The sequence below is a fragment of the Brevundimonas sp. GW821-FHT12C05 genome, from assembly GCF_058807475.1.
Genome location: NZ_JBXAQS010000004.1, coordinates 53,225 through 67,201 on the forward strand (window position 1 = coordinate 53,225; position 13,977 = coordinate 67,201).

The 13,977-nt window shown below is 68.8% G+C and carries 16 protein-coding genes; 12 read left to right on the plus strand and 4 right to left on the minus strand.

Going from position 1 to position 13,977, the window contains the following annotated elements; all coding sequences use genetic code 11:
* Positions 1-17: 17 nt before the first annotated feature.
* Genes odhB through AC1RRF_RS13885 form a run of 4 tightly spaced genes read left to right on the plus strand, consistent with a single transcriptional unit; the run spans position 18 to position 2,638 of the window.
* Entirely contained in the window at positions 18-1,553 is a 1,536-nt protein-coding gene (gene odhB, locus AC1RRF_RS13870; RefSeq protein WP_492835506.1) for a 2-oxoglutarate dehydrogenase complex dihydrolipoyllysine-residue succinyltransferase, read from the plus strand.
* Between the two features lie 49 nt (positions 1,554-1,602).
* Positions 1,603-1,971 carry a hypothetical protein gene (locus AC1RRF_RS13875; protein WP_492835508.1) on the plus strand — a complete coding sequence of 123 codons (369 nt, stop codon included), beginning with the start codon at positions 1,603-1,605 and terminating at the stop codon, positions 1,969-1,971.
* A 47-nt stretch (positions 1,972-2,018) separates the two neighbouring features.
* Positions 2,019-2,471 (plus strand): putative signal transducing protein, encoded by a 453-nt coding sequence (locus tag AC1RRF_RS13880; RefSeq protein ID WP_492835510.1) that lies wholly within the window; start codon positions 2,019-2,021, stop codon positions 2,469-2,471.
* A gap of 11 nt (positions 2,472-2,482) precedes the next feature.
* Entirely contained in the window at positions 2,483-2,638 is a 156-nt protein-coding gene (locus AC1RRF_RS13885) for a hypothetical protein (RefSeq protein ID WP_492835512.1), read from the plus strand.
* On the opposite strand, the gene AC1RRF_RS13890 is transcribed toward AC1RRF_RS13885, so the two are convergent.
* Together AC1RRF_RS13890 and AC1RRF_RS13895 are read right to left on the minus strand one after the other, a co-directional pair.
* Positions 2,635-3,816 carry a CaiB/BaiF CoA transferase family protein gene (locus AC1RRF_RS13890; RefSeq protein ID WP_492835514.1) on the minus strand — a complete coding sequence of 394 codons (1,182 nt, stop codon included), beginning with the start codon at positions 3,814-3,816 and terminating at the stop codon, positions 2,635-2,637. The two genes, AC1RRF_RS13885 and AC1RRF_RS13890, sit on opposite strands and share 4 nt — an antisense overlap.
* Positions 3,817-3,845: 29 nt before the next feature.
* Positions 3,846-4,112 carry a DUF6356 family protein gene (locus AC1RRF_RS13895; RefSeq protein WP_291834588.1) on the minus strand — a complete coding sequence of 89 codons (267 nt, stop codon included), beginning with the start codon at positions 4,110-4,112 and terminating at the stop codon, positions 3,846-3,848.
* 137 nt (positions 4,113-4,249) lie between these two features.
* Here AC1RRF_RS13895 and AC1RRF_RS13900 point away from each other — a divergent pair, with 137 nt between their 5' ends.
* The gene (locus AC1RRF_RS13900; RefSeq protein ID WP_492835516.1) at positions 4,250-5,440 is read left to right on the plus strand and encodes an acyl-CoA dehydrogenase; all 1,191 of its coding nucleotides are present in this window, start codon (positions 4,250-4,252) and stop codon (positions 5,438-5,440) included.
* 64 nt (positions 5,441-5,504) lie between these two features.
* Here AC1RRF_RS13900 and AC1RRF_RS13905 read toward each other — a convergent pair whose 3' ends face one another.
* Complete coding sequence (locus tag AC1RRF_RS13905; RefSeq protein WP_492835518.1) at positions 5,505-5,960, minus strand: nuclear transport factor 2 family protein; 456 nt, start codon at positions 5,958-5,960, stop codon at positions 5,505-5,507.
* Between the two features lie 177 nt (positions 5,961-6,137).
* On the opposite strand from AC1RRF_RS13905, the gene AC1RRF_RS13910 reads away from it, so the two are divergent.
* From AC1RRF_RS13910 to AC1RRF_RS13925, 4 genes are all read left to right on the plus strand, one after another.
* Positions 6,138-6,950: a response regulator transcription factor gene (locus AC1RRF_RS13910; RefSeq protein ID WP_492835520.1), complete on the plus strand. Its 813-nt coding sequence runs from the start codon at positions 6,138-6,140 to the stop codon at positions 6,948-6,950.
* A 7-nt stretch (positions 6,951-6,957) separates the two neighbouring features.
* Positions 6,958-8,406: a HAMP domain-containing sensor histidine kinase gene (locus AC1RRF_RS13915; protein WP_492835522.1), complete on the plus strand. Its 1,449-nt coding sequence runs from the start codon at positions 6,958-6,960 to the stop codon at positions 8,404-8,406.
* A 141-nt stretch (positions 8,407-8,547) separates the two neighbouring features.
* Positions 8,548-9,873: a trypsin-like peptidase domain-containing protein gene (locus tag AC1RRF_RS13920; RefSeq protein WP_492835523.1), complete on the plus strand. Its 1,326-nt coding sequence runs from the start codon at positions 8,548-8,550 to the stop codon at positions 9,871-9,873.
* A gap of 342 nt (positions 9,874-10,215) precedes the next feature.
* Entirely contained in the window at positions 10,216-10,545 is a 330-nt protein-coding gene (locus AC1RRF_RS13925) for a DUF2794 domain-containing protein (RefSeq protein WP_492835525.1), read from the plus strand.
* Between the two features lie 163 nt (positions 10,546-10,708).
* Here AC1RRF_RS13925 and AC1RRF_RS13930 read toward each other — a convergent pair whose 3' ends face one another.
* Positions 10,709-11,464, minus strand: coding sequence for a Bax inhibitor-1/YccA family protein (locus tag AC1RRF_RS13930; protein WP_492835527.1), 756 nt, complete (start codon positions 11,462-11,464; stop codon positions 10,709-10,711).
* A 125-nt stretch (positions 11,465-11,589) separates the two neighbouring features.
* On the opposite strand from AC1RRF_RS13930, the gene thpR reads away from it, so the two are divergent.
* From thpR to AC1RRF_RS13945, 3 genes are all read left to right on the plus strand, one after another.
* Positions 11,590-12,129 carry an RNA 2',3'-cyclic phosphodiesterase gene (gene thpR / locus AC1RRF_RS13935; RefSeq protein ID WP_492835529.1) on the plus strand — a complete coding sequence of 180 codons (540 nt, stop codon included), beginning with the start codon at positions 11,590-11,592 and terminating at the stop codon, positions 12,127-12,129.
* Between the two features lie 8 nt (positions 12,130-12,137).
* On the plus strand, positions 12,138-12,665 hold the full coding sequence (locus AC1RRF_RS13940) for a GNAT family N-acetyltransferase (RefSeq protein WP_492835531.1): 528 nt from the start codon (positions 12,138-12,140) through the stop codon (positions 12,663-12,665).
* 76 nt (positions 12,666-12,741) lie between these two features.
* On the plus strand, positions 12,742-13,977 hold the full coding sequence (locus tag AC1RRF_RS13945) for an NAD-dependent epimerase/dehydratase family protein (RefSeq protein WP_492835533.1): 1,236 nt from the start codon (positions 12,742-12,744) through the stop codon (positions 13,975-13,977).

The window sequence follows — 13,977 nt, forward strand, 5'->3', positions numbered from 1 at the left end:
GAGACCTGGACCCGACCATGGCCGATATCCTCACCCCCGCCCTCGGCGAATCCGTCACCGAAGCCACCATCGGCAAGTGGACGAAGAAGGCCGGAGATCCGGTGAAGAAGGACGAAGTCCTGGTCGAGCTGGAGACCGACAAGGTCTCGCTGGAAGTCGTCTCGCCGTCCGACGGCGTGCTGGCCGAGATCAAGTTCGCCGAGGGCGACACGGTCACCCCGAACGCCGTGCTGGGCGTGGTGTCGGAGGGCGCGAGCGCCGCTCCGGCCGCCCCGGCCGCTGAAGCGCCCAAGGCCGAAGCCGCCCCGGCCGCTGAGGCGCCCGCCGCTCCGGCTCCCGCCGCCTCGGGCGGCGTCGTGCCGATCTCCACCCCGACCATGGGCGAAAGCGTCGCCGAAGGCTCGATGGGAACCTGGCTGAAGAAGTCCGGCGACACGGTCGCCAAGGACGAACTGCTGGTCGAGATCGAGACCGACAAGGTCGCCGTCGAGGTGTCGGCCCCGGCTGCCGGCGTGCTGACCATCCTCGCCGACTCGGGCGCCACCGTCACGCCGGGCCAGCAGATCGGCTCGATCGCCGCCTCGGGTGACGTCCCCGCCGCCGCCGCTCCGGCCGCCGTGGCCCCGGCCAACAGCGGCTCGGCCCAGGTCCCGGCTGACGCCCCGCACCTGTCGCCCGCCGTCCAGCGCGTGGTGACCGAGAACAACCTCGATCCGAAGGCCATCGAGGCCACCGGTCCGAAGGGCAACATCACCAAGGGCGACGCCCTGGCCGCCATCGGGGCCGCCGCTCCGGCTCCGGCCGCCGCCGCTCCGGCTCCCGCCGCTGCTCCGGCCGCGCCGCGCGCCGACCAGCCGCGCGAGGAGCGGGTGAAGATGACGCGCCTGCGTCAGACCATCGCCCGCCGCCTGAAGGAATCGCAGAACACCGCCGCCCAGCTGACCACCTTCAACGAGGTGGACATGACCAACATCATGGCGCTGCGGGCCCAGTACAAGGATGTGTTCGAGAAGCGCCACGGCGTGAAGCTGGGCTTCATGTCCTTCTTCACCAAGGCCGTCGTCGCGGCTCTGAAGGAGATCCCGTCGGTCAACGCCGAGATCGACGGCACGGACATCATCTACAAGAACCACTACGACATCGGCGTCGCGGTCGGCACCGACAAGGGCCTGGTCGTGCCGGTCCTGCGGGACGCGGATGCGCTGACGCTGGCCGGCATCGAGAAGGGCATCGGCGAACTGGGCAAGGCGGCCCGCGACGGCCATCTGACCCTGGACCAGCTGCAGGGCGGCACCTTCACCATCACCAACGGCGGCACCTACGGCTCGCTGATGTCGACGCCGATCCTGAACGCGCCGCAGTCGGGCATCCTGGGCATGCACAACATCGTGCAGCGCCCGATGGCCATCAACGGCGAGGTGAAGATCCGGCCGATGATGTACGTGGCCCTCAGCTACGACCACCGCATCGTCGACGGCAAGGAGGCCGTGACCTTCCTGGTTCGCGTCAAGGACCTGCTGGAAGACCCGGCGCGGGCGCTGCTGGACCTGTAAGGGGCAGGCCGTGGAGCGGGTTCCGATCGCACGATATTCGGACCCCGCCGTGGCCCTTCTGGCCGCTGATCTTCTCGCCGCCAAGGGATTCGACTCCGAGTTTCTGGATCAGAGCGGCAAGGGCGGTCTGCTCGGAACCGTACTTGTAGCGCGGCAGGACGCCGCGCGGGCGCACGCCATTCTGCGGCGTCTGGAGCGGGGGAACTCGGCTGACTTCGATACAGAGGCGCCCGGTTTGGGCGCGGAGTTCGCCGCCGATTTCGTGAAGGCGTTTCATGGCTCCGGGGCCGCCCGCGCCGGCTCTCCATGGGTGAAGCTGCTTCCGGTGATCGTCATCGCCGGAGCCCTGATCTTGGTGCTCGTGGGACGCATCGTCGCCAGCCTGATCGCGTGGTTCATGTCCAGCTCTGTCGGCTAACCGGTCGATCTCTGGCGTATGAGCGCCCGCATGCTTAGCTTTGTCCCATGAGCCTGGTCGAGATCGCCCGTTTCAGCGACGTCTACGAAGCCGACCTGGCGGCGGCCTTTCTTGAATCCCACGGCATTCCGGTCTCGGTGACCGAGCGGCACCAGACCACCATCGATCCGCTGATGCAGCGGGCGCTGGGCATCCGGATCCTGGGCGCGGCGTCCAATCTCGAAGCGGCGCGCGACCTGCTGGCCCGGGCGCGATCCGGCGAGTTCGCACAGGATGACGGGGGCGACCCCGAGGACCAGCGGGATCTGGGAACCCGTGTGGCGGGCACGGCGCTGGCCGTCGCCCTGCTGTCCGGAGGCGGCTTCTGGGGCAGCAGTCTGCCGCGTCGCCTTCGCCCGGTCGCATGGCAAGGCGTGCTGTTGTCATGCGCCCTGGTGCTGGTCATCGTGGGCGGAGGCTGGCTGATCAGCGAGTTCTTGTTCAATCCGCCGAGGGGATAGCGGCGATGAAGATGCGGACGCCGATTCTGATCTTCTGGGGCGCCGTCCTGATCTCGAGCGCGTTCTGGGTGCGTTTCGGCATCGGGCACGAGAGCTGGGTCAACTGGATGATGGGCGGAGTCGGCCTATTGTTTCTGGTCAGCGGTCTGACGCTGAAACTGCGTTAGAGCTTCAACCCACCCAGCACGTCATCCGTGTCGGCCCCGAGCGCGGGCGGGGCGCGGTCATAGGCCACGGGCGTTCTGGACATGCGGATCGGCGAGGCGACGGTGCGGACCGGCCCGGCCAGATCGGCGCGGGTCTGTTCGATCTCCAGCCCGCGATGCCGCGCCTGCGGCTCGTCGAAGACCTGATCGATGGTGTTCACCGGCCCGCAAGGCACGCCCGCGGCTTCCAGCATGGCCATCAGGGCCTTCATGCTGTGCGGCGCGGTCAGGGCGGCCAGCTCGGCGGTCAGGTCCGTGCGGTGTTCGATACGAGCGGCGTTGGTCGCGAAGCGCGGCTGCGTCCCCATGCCCTCGACCCCCAGCGCCAGACACAGGGCGCGGAACTGGCCGTCATTGCCGACCGCGATGACCACCATACCGTCCTTGCACGGGAAGGGCTGGTACGGGGCCAGGTTCGGGTGGGCGTTGCCCATCCGCGTCGGCGCCTTGCCTGAGACGAAGTAGTTGGCCGCCTGGTTGGCCAGCATGGCCGCCTGGACGTCGAACAGGGCGATGTCGATATGCTGGCCCTCGCCGCTGGCGCGGGCATGCAGCAGGGCGGCCAGGATGGCGTTCGACGCGTACAGGCCCGTGAACAGGTCCACGACCGCCACCCCGACCTTCATCGGCTCGGCGCCGGGCGCGCCGTCCGGCTGGCCGGTGATCGACATCAGCCCGCCCATGGCCTGGATCATATAGTCGTAGCCGGCCCGGTGGGCGTCCGGCCCGTCCTGGCCGAAGCCGGTGATGGAGCAATAGACCAGCCTGGGATTGACCGCCGACAGCCCGGCCCAATCGAGCCCGTATTTGCGCAGGCCGCCGGTCTTGAAATTCTCGACCACGACGTCGCAGGTCCTGGCCAGTTCGCGCACGGCGGCGGCGCCTTCAGGGCTGGCGATATCCAGCTCGACCGACTTCTTGCCCCGGTTGGCGCACAGGAAATAGGCGGCGTCGCCCTTGGATCCGTCGGTTTTCGTGGTGAAGGGCGGACCCCACTGGCGGGTATCGTCGCCGACGCCGGGCCGCTCGATCTTGATCACTTCGGCGCCGAGGTCCGCCAGGGTCTGGGTCGCCCATGGACCGGCCAGCACGCGGCTGAGATCGAGAACGCGAACGCCGGAGAGGGGGCCTTGGGTCATGGCCCCTGCTTAGCCGTTGGCCGGCGAGCCTACAAACCCACGTCCCAGACGCCCGCGTCCTTCATGCGGCATTCGCGGGCCTCTTCGGCGCGGCCGCCCATGTCGCGGGCCATGCATTTGATCTCGTCCGAGACGGTCGTCTTGTGAACGCCGGGCACCATCGCGTGCACGAAGGCGGTCGCCGACAGCCGCGCCAGCTTGAAGCCGAAGCTGGCCGAATGCGCCATATGCTCAAAATAGCCCTCGCCCACCTCTCGCGGGTGATCGGCGAACAGTTGTTTCAGCGTTCGGGTCATGTCCCTGCATAGCCTGCGACGGGCGCTCCCTCTACCCGCCGCCGCCATTCTGGCCTAAACCGCAGCCCAGAACAGGGGGTGGATCGTCACGGATGCTCACGATCACCTGAACCCCGCACCGCGACAGGAAGAACAGAATGGCCGACGGCGTCAGCGCTCATCAAAAGACCTTCCGCTGGGACGATCCGCTGGATCTGGACGGACGGCTGACCGACGACGAGCGGATGATCCAGGAGGCGGCGCGCGCCTACGCCCGCGAGAAGCTGCTGCCGCGCGTGGTCGCCGCCTTCCGGGACGAGACCTTCGACCGCTCGATCATGACCGAGATGGGCGAGATGGGCTTCCTCGGCGCCACCCTGCCGGAACAATACGGCGGCGCGGGCGCCAGCCACGTGGCCTACGGCCTGATCGCGCGCGAGATCGAGGCGGTCGACAGCGGCTACCGCTCGGCCATGTCGGTCCAGTCGTCGCTGGCCATGTACCCGATCTACGCCTTCGGTTCGGAAGAGCAGAAACTTCGTTTCCTCCCAAGGATGGCCGCCGGTGAGTTGATCGGCTGTTTCGGCCTCACCGAGGCCGATGGCGGGTCGGACCCCGCCTCGATGAAGACCAAGGCCGTCGCGGTTGAGGGCGGCTACCGCCTGAACGGCGCCAAATACTGGATCACCAATTCGCCGATCAGCGACCTGGCCATCGTCTGGGCCAAGCTGGACGACGTGATCCGCGGCTTCATCGTCGAGCGCGGCTTCGACGGCTTCACCACCGACAAGATCGGCGACAAGCTGAGCCTGCGCGCCTCGGTCACGGGCGACATCGGCCTGAACGACGTCTTCGTGCCGGAAGAGAACCTGCTGCCGGGCGTGAAGGGCCTGCGCGGACCGTTCTCCTGCCTGAACAAGGCCCGCTACGGCATCTCGTGGGGCGCCATGGGCGCGGCCGAGGCCTGTTTCCACCTGACCCGCGGCTATGTGGCGGAGCGCATGCTGTTCGGCCGCCCGCTGGCCGCCCGCCAGCTGGTGCAGAAGAAGCTGGCCGACATGCAGACCGAGATCTTCCTCGGTTTCGAGGGCGCGCTGGCCCTGGGCCGCCGTCTGGACGCCGGCGACTGGGTCCCGGAAGCCATCTCGATGATGAAGCGCAACAACTGCGGCAAGGCCCTGGCCATCGCCCGCGAGGCCCGCGACATGCACGGCGGCGCCGGCATCACCGGCGAGATGCACGTCATGCGCCACGCCATGAACCTGGAGACGGTCAACACCTACGAGGGCGCCCACGACGTCCACGCGCTGATCCTGGGCCGGGCCATCACGGGCGAGAGCGCTTTCTAGGGCGCTATCGCTCGCCGCGCGGCGGCTCGCTGCCTGAGCGCGGTGAGCGCAGTCCCCGCCGGGTCTAGGCCCCGTCGCAACCGGTGGTGCGCTGACTCCAGCTGATGCCGGCGATGATCCAGGCGCCGTCCTTGCGGATCATGTCGAAATGGTTGGCGCCGCAGTGCACCGTCGTCCCGTCAACCTTGAAGAGGTAACGGCCGAAGATCGAGGCGACATCGCCATCGATGACAATGACCGGGTCGGGCATGACTTCTTCGAAGCGCTCCGCGCCCGGTCGCAGGCCGGCGGCGAATTCCTGCCCTGTCAGGCGACGGATGACGCGGGTCCCGTCCGGCCGCTCGATCGCGACAATCATTTTCGCCTCGGAATCGAAGTGAGGCGCCAGAAGCGTTCCATCACGGGCGGCCAGGGCGGCGAACGTGGCGTTGACAGGCGCCATGACGGCGACGGCTTCGGGCGACGCCGGATCGGCGGGCGCGGTGGCCTGGAGCGCGAGGGCGAGAGCGACGGCGAGCATGGCGAGACCCCTTTCGTGAAGTCGCGACGGTAGCATGGGGCGCCCGGCCCGCAATCGCCGTTCGATCAGGAAGAATCAGCCCCGCGCCCGCTCGCGCGCGTGCACGGTGGCGGTCGGGACCGCCGGGCTTTGTCATTCGGCTTCAACGTCCTATCGTTCGGCGACGGGAGGCGGCTGATGGACGGAGAACCAGTGATCGCGGGCGAGGATCCTTTCGCCCGGCTGCGCGAGGTCTTCGCGGGCCGCGCCGCCCTGTTGCTCGAGGACGATCCTGACCTGTCAGAACACGTCGCCGGACGGCTGCTGCGCGCCGGTTTCGAGCGTGTGGACCGGGTCGACCGGGGCGAGACCGCGCTCGAGGCGGCGGCGGCCCGACCCTATGATGTGTTGATCCTGGACCGGCTGACCGCCGGCATGGACGGTCTGGAGACGCTGAAGCGCCTGCGCGCCTCCAACGGCCCCTCGTCCGATGCGCCCGCCCTGATGCTGACGGCGCTGGGCGGCGAACGGCAGAAGGTCGAAGGGTTGCTGGAGGGCGCCGACGACTATGTGGCCAAGCCGGTGGGGGACGAGGAGCTGCTGGCGCGTATCGCCGCCCAGCTGCGCCGCACCGCCCGCCGGGCCAAACCGGCGAGTTCTGATCTGGTCAACGGCCCCATCCGTCTGTCGTTCGGCGCACGCACGGTGAAGCTGGAACTGGGGGCGACGTCGCGGACCATCGACCTGTCGCCGCTGGAGTTCGCCATCGTCTGCGAGCTGATGACCGCGCGCGGCCAGCCGGTGACCAAGACCATGCTGTGGGACCGGTGCTGGGTGGAGTGGAACTTCCTGCCCGACAATTTCGTCAACATCATCGACGCCCGCATCAGCGCCCTGCGCCGCCGGTTGAAGGAGCAGGCGCACGAGCTGGGCGACGACCTGCATCCGCTGATCGTCTCCGCGCGCAGCCAGAGCCTGGTGTTCCGCGACCTGTCCGCCTGGACGGGCTGAGATCGCCGTGACCGGCCCGTTCCGGCGCATCAAGGCCTGGCTGGGGCGGCGCACGACCACCCAGCTGGCGGCGGGGATCGCCGTGCTGTCGGCCCTGGCCCTGACTGGATCGCTGGCGGTGACCAGCGCCGCGGTGCGCATGGATCAACGCCAGAAGGCCGCCCTGGCCGCCCTCGACGACTACGGCGCCATGGCTTCCAAGCTGGGGGTCGAGGGCATGACCGGCGACACACTGACGCCGGCTGACGCCGTCTACCTGTCCAACTGGTTGACCGCCTTCCAGAACGGCCCGGCCCGCGAGCGCGAGGCGCGGACGCTGGAGGAAACCTGCCGCACGGGTCGCGGCGGGGCGGGGGTGCGCTTCATCCGCGCGCCGGTCGGCAAGCCGGCGGGCCTGTCGGAACTGGAAACCCTGCGCGGCGAGCGCACGCCCCGGCTGGGCGACGACGTCTATGTGATGCGGCTGGGACGCGGCGTCCTGTGTCCCGCCCGCGCGGTCGAGGTGGTGGTGGTCAAGCGCTCGGTCGGGGCGCTGGACATCGCCGTGGGCCGGGTCGTGGACGCCTCGGGCGACGCCTGGGGCTGGGCGGTGGCGGCGGTGATCGGGGCGGGCGTCCTGCTGCTGGCCATCGGCCTGACCGCCGCGACCTTCGCCCGACGTCGCCTGACCAGCGCCGTCGCCCAGGTCAGCAAGGCGCTGGATCGCGCGGCGGTCGGCGACTTCTCCGAACGAGCCCCCGAGACCGAGGTCGCACCAGAGTTGACCGAGCTGTCCGGCCACGTGAACAGCACCCTGGATCGGCTTGAGGAACTGCTGGCCTGGCTGCGCGATTCCGCCGACCAGCTGGCGCACGATTTCCGCACGCCGCTGGCCCGCGCCTCGGCCCGGCTGGAGCGGCTGGCCGAGACGGCGGAGACCCCCGAGACCCTTCGCCTGGTCAATGAGGCGCGCGCCGACCTCAACGAGCTGACGCGCGCGATGAACGAGGCCATGGCGCTGCGCGACGGCGAAGCCTGGTCCTTCGAGCCGGTGCGACTGGACATCCTCGCCCGCCAGGCGGTCGAACTCTACGAGCCGCTGGCCGAGCCGCGCGGCGTGTCGATCCGGGTCGAGGTCGAACCGGTCGAGGTGCTGGGCGTCCGCAGCCTGCTGCAGCGGGCCGTGGCCAATCTGGTGGACAATGCGGTCAAGTATTCGCCGGACGACGGCATCGTCACCCTGACCGTCGCCGGGGGCGAGGGGCGGCCCCGCTTCTCGGTCGCCGACCAGGGGCCCGGCTTCCGGGGCGCCGGCGCGGGCGACGCCGCGAACGTCGCCGCCGCCTCGGCCGAGGGTCGCGAGAGCCACGGCATGGGACTGGCCTTCGTGCGCGCCATCCTGAAGCGGCACGGCGCGTCCATGACGATTGATGACGCCGCGCCGGGGGCTGTCGTCACGGCGCATTTCTCGCGCTAGACCGAAATCGGCAGAGTTGGACGCGGTCCAACTCTGCTCAGATTTCGGTCCAGTTCAATGCTCGACCACTTTTTGGATTCAGGTCGATTCGACCTGAAGCAAAAGTGGTCTAGGGTCAGTATCTAGAACAAGGGATACAGCATGCGGCGCATCATCTTCCGGACCGGCGGTGTCTCCGTGCTGGCCCTCGCGCTTGCCGCGCCCCTGCTGATCGCCGCGCCCGCCATGGCCCAGACGGCCCAACCGCAGTCGCTCCCCTACGACGCCGAGCGCGGAGTCTTCACCTTCGCCACCGACCTGGAGCGCGCCCTGCCCGCCGTGGTGCAGGTGACCACCCTGGGCCAGTCCGAAGGCCCCAGCTCGGGCGACAATGAGCCCAAGCCGATGGCCAGCGGCTCGGGCGCCGTGCTCGACGCGGCCGAGGGCATCGTCGTCACCAACAACCACGTGGTCGAGGGCGGGCGGAAATACACCGTCGATCTGACCGACGGCCGCATCTTCGACGCCGTCCTGATCGGCGCCGACAAGGCCACCGACATCGCCGTGCTGAAGATCATCGCTCCGGGTCTGTCGCAGATCGAGGTGGCCAGTTCCGACACCCTGCGCACCGGCGACCTGGCCTTCGCGGTCGGTTATCCGCTGGGACTCGACCAGACCCTGACCATGGGCGTCATCTCGGGCCTGGGCCGTTCGGGCATGGGTGACCGGATCGAGGACTACATCCAGACCGACGCGGCCGTGAACTCGGGCAACTCCGGCGGACCGCTGCTGGACAGCCGTGGACGGCTGATCGGCATCAACACCTCCATCCTGTCGGGCGGCGGCGGCGGCAACGACGGCATCGCCTTCGCCGTGCCCAGCCGGATCATGATGTATGTCGTGGAGCAGCTGCGCACGACGGGCGAGGTCAAGCGCGGCACGACCGGCGCCATCCTCGGCTCGCTGAACGCCGCCCGCTCGCGGGACTTCGGCCTGGGCATCGTGCGCGGCGCGGTGGTCGAGGATGTGACGCCTGGCTCGTCGGCCGAGACCGCGGGCCTGCGCCGCGGCGACGTCATCACCCGCATCCAGAACCGTCCGGTCTCCAACGCCGGCACCGTTCAGGCCACCATCGGCATCGCCGAGCCGGGAACCCAGGTCGAGGTCGTCTATCTGCGCGCCGGCCACGAGGGCCGCGCCACCCTGACGGTCACGCCGCGGGTCGAGCGTCAGGTCATCATCGGCGCCGAGGTCGTGCTGGCGCGCGGCGCCAGCGTGCGCGAGGGCTCCACCGGGCTGCAGGTCTTCGCGGTCGAGGGCGGTTCGCCCGCCGCCGCCGCCGGCCTTCAGGCGGGCGACGTCATTCAGTCGGTCAACGGCCGGTCGGTGTCGGATCTGTCGGGTCTGGCGCGGGCGCTGGATGGGACCGGCGAGCGCCGCCTGTCGGTCCAGCGTGGCGGCGGGACGGAGCGGGTCACCCTGCCCTGAGGCCTGTCGACGCCTGAACCCTGCTCCAGACGCCAAAACGCCCGCTCGGCCGGAGGGGGGGAGGTGGCGGAGCGGGCGTCTCGCTTTGGAGGAAGCATCGGCCCGCCGGAGCCCTTGAATGGAACGATCCAGGGGGGCTGGGGGGGCTGTTCAGGATCCGGAACCGCTCCGAACTCCAACGAGCCGATGGGTCCGGTGTCGCCTCCCAAGGGGGCGGGCGATGGGCGGAACGGAGGCGTTTTCGTGTTCGGTCCGATTTCTTCGCATTGCGGCGTTCCGGACACGGCGTTCGACCGGAAGCGGGGGACTGGCGCCCGGCGCCCGCCGGCCTAGATTAAGAGGATGAGCGACGCCGCCGACGCCCAGCAGGCCGGACCGATCTTCTTCGACCGGCGCGAGCTGGACCAGATCCTGAGAGTCTACGGTCGTATGGTCGCCGCCGGCGAATGGCGGGACTACGCCATGATCGGGCACAAGGACGTGGCCGAGTTCGCCGTCTTTCGCCGCTCGGGCGACGCGCCCCTCTATCGCATCGAGAAGCGCCCGGCGCTGCGCCTCAAACAGGGGCAGTGGGCGGTGATCGGCGAGGGCGGGGTGGTCCTGCGCCGGGGCCGGGAGCTGCCCCAGGTCCTGCGTGTGTTCGACAGCCGCAAGTTCACCGTCGTGGAATAGAAAAAGGGCTCCGGCGTCACCGCCGGAGCCCTCCTTCTTTTGTGGCCTAACACTCGCCGCGCGGCGGCTCGTTGCTTGAGGCCGGGTTGCGCCATCGCGGGTGACGGCGGGTCGCTGCGCTCAAGCAGCGAGCGACCGCGTCGCGAGCGTTAGCGCTCTTCAATCAACGCCGGCCGCCGAAGAGGGCCAGCAGGAATTGGAACATGTTGATGAAGTTGATGTACAGGCTCAGCGCGCCGAAGCTGGTGGCCACGCCCATCGCGTTCTGGTCCCCGCCGAGCGCATAGTAGGTCATCTTCAGGCGCTGGGTGTCGTAGGCCGTCAGGCCCGCGAAGATCAGCACGCCGGCGCCGCTGATGATCATCTGCATCATGCCGCTTTGCAGGAACATGTTGACGATCGAGGCGATGACCAGGCCGATCACGCCCATGATCAGGAAGCTGCCAATGCCGGTCAGGTCCTTCTTGGTCGTGTAGCCGAACAGGCTCAGCGCGCCGAAGGCGGCGGAGGTGATGAGGAAAGTCTGCACGACCGAGGCGCCGGTGTAGAGCAGGACCACGGTGCCCATCGAGGCGCCGATCAGGGCCACGATCACCCAGTACAGCGCGCTGGCGGCGCCCGAGGTCGGGTTCTTCATCACGAAGTTCGAGCCCAGCAGGATGACCAGCGGCGAGAAGGCCACGATCATGCCCAGCAGGGTGTAGCCGGTCAGGCGGGTCACGCCGTCCGGGAAGACCGCCGTCGAGAACAGCAGCTCGCGGACCGCCGGAACCGAACCGGTCACATAGGCCAGCACGGCCGAGACCAGCAGGCCGATCGCCACCTTGTTGTAGACGCCCAGCATGAAGCTGCGCAGGCCCGCGTCCACCGACATGTCGGCGGTCTGCGGGATGGAATATCCGTTTCTGAAATCGCTCATCGCGGTTTCGATCCTCCTCAGAGCCGGGCGATCCCGGCCTTTGGAGCAAATATCGGTCTCGCCCGCGCCTTCCGCAAGGAAAACCGGACTTGGGATCAGGGTTCGGACCCGCTACCAACAGTCGCATGATCCGGCTGTTCACCGCCCTGTCCGTCCCCTGGGACGTGGCCGAGACGCTGAAGCGTCGGCAGTCCGGCCTGCCCGGCGCCCAATGGCGCACCGACGAACAGCTGCATGTGACCCTGGCCTTCTACGGCGAGGTCGATGAGCGTCGCGCCGACGATCTGGCGGTCGAGCTGGAGCGCGCGGCGACCGGCGGGGCGTTCGAGATCGAGCTGAAGGGCGTGGGCGCCTTCGGCGACGCGCATCGCAGCCATACGCTCTGGGCCGGCCTGGCCCCCAACGAGCGGCTGGGCGTGCTGGCGGGCCGGTGCCGGTCGGCGGCCGAGCGGGCGGGCATCACGGTCGAGCGGCGCGAGTATCGGCCCCACATGACGCTGGCCTATCTGAAGCCCCAGACCAATCCGGACCGGATCGGCGCCTGGATCACCGGCCACAACCTGCTGCATTCGCCGCCGATCCGCATCGACCGGTTCGGTCTCTATTCCAGCGTGCTGACGCCCGACGGCAGTCAGTACCAACTCGAACGGGAGTATCTGCTTTGACTGGACCGGTGCTTCAGACCGAACGCCTGACCCTGCGCCCCCTCGCCCTGGAGGACTTCCCGCGCTGGGCCGAGATGATGGCCGATCCCGAGGCGTCGAAATTCCTCGGCGGGCCCCAGCCGGCCTCGACCGCCTGGCGCGGCTTCATGAGCATGGCCGGGGCGTGGAGCCTGACGGGCGTGTCCATGTTCTCGCTCATCGAGCGCGACACCGGCCTGTGGCTGGGCCGGATCGGGCCGTGGAAGCCGCACGGCTGGCCCGGCAATGAGGTCGGCTGGGGCCTGCATCCGGACGCCCAGGGCAAGGGTTATGGCGTCGAGGCGGCGACGGCGACGCTGGACTACGCCTTCGACGTGCTGGGCTGGGACGACGTTATCCACTGCATCGACCCGGACAACACCCCCTCCCAGCGGCTGGCCGAGCGGGTCGGCTCGCGCAATCTGGGTCCGACCCGGATGCCGCCGCCCTTCGCCGATCTGCCGGTCGACGCCTGGGGTCAGAGCCGCGCCGACTGGAAGGCGCGCGTCCGCCGTTGAAGCTGCGGTAAGGCGACGCTTTGACCGCCGTCCCGCTTCGGCTAGGCAAGACGGCAAGAAGAACACGAGGGTGGAAATGCGCGTACTGGTTCTGGGCGGGGACGGCTTCTGTGGGTGGCCGACGGCCCTGCATCTGTCGGCCCGCGGCTGGGACGTGCTGGTCGTCGACAATCTCAGCCGGCGCAACATCGACAACGAGCTGGAGGTCCAGTCCCTGACCCCCATCCGGACCATGGGCGAGCGCATCGCCGCGTGGACGGAGGTCTCGGGCAGGACCATCGAATTCGAGAACATGACGGTCGGCAAGGAGTTCGACCGCCTCGTCGCCCTGATCCGCGATTGGCAGCCGGATTCGGTCGTGCATTTCGCCGAACAGCGGGCCGCGCCCTATTCGATGAAGTCGGCCCGGCACAAGCTGTACACGGTCGACAACAACCTCAACGCCACCAATCACCTGCTGGCGGCCATCGTCGAGAGCGGCCGGGACGTGCACCTGGCCCATCTCGGCACCATGGGGGTCTATGGCTACACGACCGCCGGCCTGCGCATCCCCGAGGGCTATCTGAAGGTCACCGTGGACACCGACTTCGGCCCGGCCGAGCAGGAGATCCTGTTCCCGCCGAACCCGGGCTCGATCTACCATATGACCAAGACGCAGGACGCCCTGCTGTTCCAGTTCTACGCCAAGAACGACGGCGTCCGGATCACCGACCTGCACCAGGGCATCGTCTGGGGGACCCAGACCGAGGAAACCCGCAAGGACGAGCGGCTGATCAACCGTTTCGACTATGACGGCGACTACGGCACGGTGCTGAACCGCTTCCTGATGCAGGCGGCGGTCGGCTATCCGCTGACGGTGCACGGCACCGGCGGCCAGACACGGGCCTTCATCCATATCCAGGACACGGTGCGCTGCGTCGAACTGGCCCTGAAGAACCCGCCCAGGGCCGGGGATCGGGTCAAGATTCTGAACCAGATGACCGAGAGCCGCCGGGTGCGCGATCTGGCGGCCATGATCGCCGGCATGACCGGCGCCGAGGTCCACAACGTTCCCAACCCGCGTCAGGAAGCCGACGAGAACGAACTGGTCGTGGCCAATGACCAGTTCCGCGATCTGGGTCTGAAGCCGATCACCCTGCGGCAGGGTCTGCTGGACGAGGTCACCGACATCGCCCGCCACTATGCCGACCGGGCCGATCTGACCAAGGTGCCCTGCGTGTCGAGCTGGAACACCCGGCGCGCCGAAGCGCTGAAGAGTGAAACCGCCACGGTTGCGACCGTCGGCGTCAAAAACCACGCCCGTTCCGCCTGA